Raw genomic sequence first — 3,599 nt, 5'->3', positions numbered from 1 at the left:
CGCGACGGAGTCGTGGTGGGCGGTGAGGAAGAGCCGGCCGGTCGGGGCACTGCCGGGCAGCACCGCCACGACGTTGCGGACCCGCGCCATGTGCGCCTCGCCGGGCCCGTGGCCGCGGGCCCCGACGGCGTTCTGCACCCGCGTGTCCAGACCCAGGCCGGTGAGCGTGCCGACGAGATCGTCGACGGCCTGATCGCCGGCCGCGCCGCCCATGGGAGGGGTCCGGTCGGCGATTCGCTGCACGTGCTCGAACGCGCGGGCGGCGCTGAACTCGTCGGCCGGCGCGTCCGCCGGAGCCGCATCCGGAGGCTGCAGGGACCAGATGCTGAACGCCGCCAGGCCGCACAGCAGCAGCACGAGCACCACCCCGGCGAGCCGCGAGCTCGAACGGCGGACAGTCGGCACGCGCGCACCCTAGGTGACCAGACGGGCCATACCGACGTCGGTCAGAGCGTGTTCAACCAGTTGGTCAGCAGCTGGGCTCCGGCGTCCCCGCTCTTCTCCGGGTGGAACTGGGTCGCCGACAGCGGCCCGTTCTCGACCCCGGCGACGAACCGGTCGCCGTGCTCGGCCCAGGTGACCAGCGGCTTGGGCAGCGGGCTCGGCGAGCTGTCGGCGGCGAGGGGGAAGTCCCGGACGCCGTAGGAGTGCACGAAGTAGAAGCGCTCGTCGGCCAGACCGTCGAAGAGCACGCTGCGCTCGGGCACGGAGACGGTGTTCCAGCCCATGTGCGGCAGGATCGGCGCGGCCAGCTGCTCGACGACCCCGGGCCACTCGCCGCAGCCTTCGGCGTCGTGGCCGTGCTCGACGCCGCGCTCGAAGAGGATCTGCATGCCGACGCAGATACCGAGCACCGGGCGCCCCCCGGCCAGCCGGCGACCGATGATCTTCGGTCCGTCGACAGCGCGCAGCCCCTCCATGCAGGCGGCGAACGCCCCGACCCCCGGAACGACGAGCCCGTCGGCCCCCAGCGCGGCCTCCGGATCGGCCGTCACCGTGACCTGGGCACCGACCCGTTCGAGGGCCCGCTCGGCCGAACGCAGGTTGCCAGAGCCATAGTCGAGGACGACGACGTTCTTCTTCACAGGTCCCACGCTACGTCCCAGCACGATCGGGGCCGACGGTGTTCCCAGGGGCCTGTCGTCCTGTCATACCAGGCGGAGGACACCTGCCGCGCTGGCCAGCAGGGCCGCGGCCAGCAGGATGACGGCGAAGGCCACCTGCGGGCCGCCCCGCTCCGGACTGTCCTCGTCGGTGCGCCACACGCTCCACGCACCGCCGAGCAGGAAGCCGCCGAGGATCATCAGGACCAGGCCGAAGTTCACGGCTTAGAGCGCGCCCTTGGTCGAGGGGATGTCGGTGACGCGCGGATCGATGGCGACGGCCGTCCGCAGCGCACGGGCCAGCGCCTTGAACTGCCCCTCGACGATGTGGTGGGCGTCGCGGCCGGCGTAGAGCACCCGCACGTGCAGGCTGATCTTCGCGTTGAAGGCGAAGGACTCCAGCACGTGCTTGGTCAGGCTCGTCGGATAGTCCGGCCCGATCATGGGCGTCATGTTCTCGGGCTCGGAGTGCACGAAGTACGGGCGCCCGGAGAGGTCGACCGCCGCCTGGGCGAGCACCTCGTCCATCGGGATCGTGGCGTCGCCGTAGCGGGTGATGCCGCGCTTGTCGCCCAGCGCCTCCGCGAACGCCTGGCCGAGGGCGATCGCGACGTCCTCGACGGTGTGGTGGGCGTCGATGTGCAGGTCACCGTCGGCCTGGACGGTCAGGTCGATGCCGCTGTGCTTGGACAGTGCGGTGAGCATGTGGTCGTAGAACCCGACGCCCGTGCTGATCGAGCTGGTGCCCGTGCCGTCGAGGTCCAGCTCCACGACCAGCTTCGTCTCGCTGGTGGCGCGCTCGACGCGTGCAATGCGACTCATGCGGTCAGTCTCCCAGAGAGGTGCGGTCGTCCGGCGCGATCTCACCTGTAGTGATGGAACGCAACGCCGTGAGGAAGGCGTCGGTCTCCACCGGCGTCCCCGCGGTGACCCGCAGCCAGCCCGGCAGGCCGACGTCGCGCACGAGCACGCCTCGGTCCAGCAGCGCCTGCCACGCGGCGGGCGCATCGGCGAAGTTGCCGAAGAGCACGAAGTTCGCGTCGCTGGGCACGCTGGTCAGGCCCATGGCCGGCAGCGCCGCGACGATGCGGTCGCGCTGGGTCTTGACCGCCTCCACGGTGGCCAGCAGCGCGTCGGTGTGGGCGAGGGCGGTGCGAGCTGCGGCCTGGGTGAGCGAGCTCAGGTGGTACGGCAACCGCACCAGCTGCAGGGCGTCGACGACCGCCGGGTCCGCGGCCAGGTAGCCCAGCCGGAGCCCGGCCATGCCGAAGGCCTTGCTCATGGTCCGGCTGACGATGAGCCGCGGCCGGCCAGGAAGCAGCGTGAGCGCCGACCTCGTCCCCGTCCGGGCGAACTCGGTGTAGGCCTCGTCGACCACGACCACGCCCTCGGTGGCGGCGTAGATCTCGGCGATCGTGTCCAGGGCGACCGCCGTGCCGGTCGGGTTGTTCGGACTGGTCACGAAGACCACGTCCGGGCGGACCTCGCGCACCTGCGCGGCGGCCGCGGCGGCGTCGATGGTGAAGTCGACCCGGCGGTGGCCGTCGACCCATCCCGTTCCGGTGCCTGCGGAGATGATCGGGTGCATCGAGTAGGACGGCGTGAAGCCCAGCGCCGTCCGGCCGGCGCCACCGAAGGCCTGCAGGACCTGCTGGAGCACCTCGTTGGAACCGTTCGCCGCCCACACCTGCGGCGTATCGACGGTCTCCCCACTGGTGCGGGAGAGGTACGCGGCCAGGGCGGTGCGCAGCGCGACGGCGTCGCGGTCGGGGTAGCGGTTGAGCTCCAGTGCGGCGGAGCCCAGGGCCGCGCCGAGGTCGGCGAGCAGCTCGGCAGGCAGCGGGTACGGGTTCTCGTTGGTGTTGAGCCGGTAGGCGGCGGGCACCTGCGGGGCGCCGTAGGGCGAGCGGCCCCGCAGCTCCGGCCGCAGCGGAAGCGCGTCGATGCCGGTCATCGCCCCTGCCGGATCCGGACCGCGGCGGAGTGGGCGGGCAGGTCCTCGGCACCGGCGAGGGCGTCGATGTGCCCCGCGACGCCGGCCAGCGCCTGCTCGTCGTACTCGATCACGTGGATACCGCGCAGGAACGACTGCACCGACAGCCCGCTGGAGAACCGCGCGCACCCTCCGGTGGGCAGCACGTGGTTGGACCCGGCGCAGTAGTCGCCCAGGGACACCGGTGACCAGGCGCCCACGAAGATCGCGCCGGCGTTGCGCACGCGGGCGGCCACCTCGCGCGGGTTGCGGGTCTGGATCTCCAGGTGCTCGGCGGCGTAGGCGTCGACCACCCGCAGCCCGGCCTCGAGGTCGTCGACGAGGACGACGCCGGACTGGCTGCCGTTGAGAGCGGTGGTGATGCGGTCGGAGTGCTTGGTGGCCGCGATCTGACCGGGCACCAGCGCGAGGACCGCGTCGGCGAGCTCCACGCTGGGGGTGACGAGCACCGCGCCGGCGAGCGGGTCGTGCTCGGCCTGGCTGATCAGGTCGGCGGCGACGTG

Annotated in this window: 5 protein-coding genes and 1 pseudogene; all 6 read right to left on the bottom strand. The window is 72.4% G+C overall.

The annotated features are described in order from the left end of the window. Positions 1 to 405: pseudogene (locus tag VGD70_RS02735) on the bottom strand (aminopeptidase); the annotation flags it as partial. 41 nt (positions 406 to 446) lie between these two features. Continuing rightward, on the bottom strand, positions 447 to 1,085 hold the full coding sequence (gene hisH, locus VGD70_RS02730; RefSeq protein ID WP_331077741.1) for an imidazole glycerol phosphate synthase subunit HisH: 639 nt from the start codon (positions 1,083 to 1,085) through the stop codon (positions 447 to 449). Between the two features lie 63 nt (positions 1,086 to 1,148). Then, positions 1,149 to 1,325, bottom strand: a complete 177-nt coding sequence (locus VGD70_RS02725; RefSeq protein ID WP_331077739.1) for a hypothetical protein — start codon at positions 1,323 to 1,325, stop codon at positions 1,149 to 1,151. A 3-nt stretch (positions 1,326 to 1,328) separates the two neighbouring features. Continuing rightward, entirely contained in the window at positions 1,329 to 1,925 is a 597-nt protein-coding gene (gene hisB / locus VGD70_RS02720) for an imidazoleglycerol-phosphate dehydratase HisB (protein ID WP_331077737.1), read from the bottom strand. A gap of 4 nt (positions 1,926 to 1,929) precedes the next feature. After that, the gene (locus VGD70_RS02715) at positions 1,930 to 3,057 is read right to left on the bottom strand and encodes a histidinol-phosphate transaminase (RefSeq protein ID WP_331077735.1); all 1,128 of its coding nucleotides are present in this window, start codon (positions 3,055 to 3,057) and stop codon (positions 1,930 to 1,932) included. After that, positions 3,054 to 3,599 (bottom strand): histidinol dehydrogenase (locus VGD70_RS02710; RefSeq protein ID WP_331077733.1); only part of this gene is annotated, 546 nt, incomplete at its 5' end. The genes VGD70_RS02710 and VGD70_RS02715, both read right to left, overlap by 4 nt.

The organism is Actinophytocola sp. (genome assembly GCF_036402745.1).
GTDB lineage: Bacteria > Actinomycetota > Actinomycetes > Mycobacteriales > Pseudonocardiaceae > Actinophytocola.
This window is presented reverse-complemented; position numbering and strand designations above follow the sequence as displayed.

What these genes read in the sequence shown, in the direction of transcription:
- hisB (WP_331077737.1), bottom strand. Translation starts at nt 1,925, where the DNA reads ATGAGTCGCATTGCACGCGTCGAGCGCGCCACCAGCGAGACGAAGCTG.
- VGD70_RS02715 (WP_331077735.1), bottom strand. Translation starts at nt 3,057, where the DNA reads ATGACCGGCATCGACGCGCTTCCGCTGCGGCCGGAGCTGCGGGGCCGC.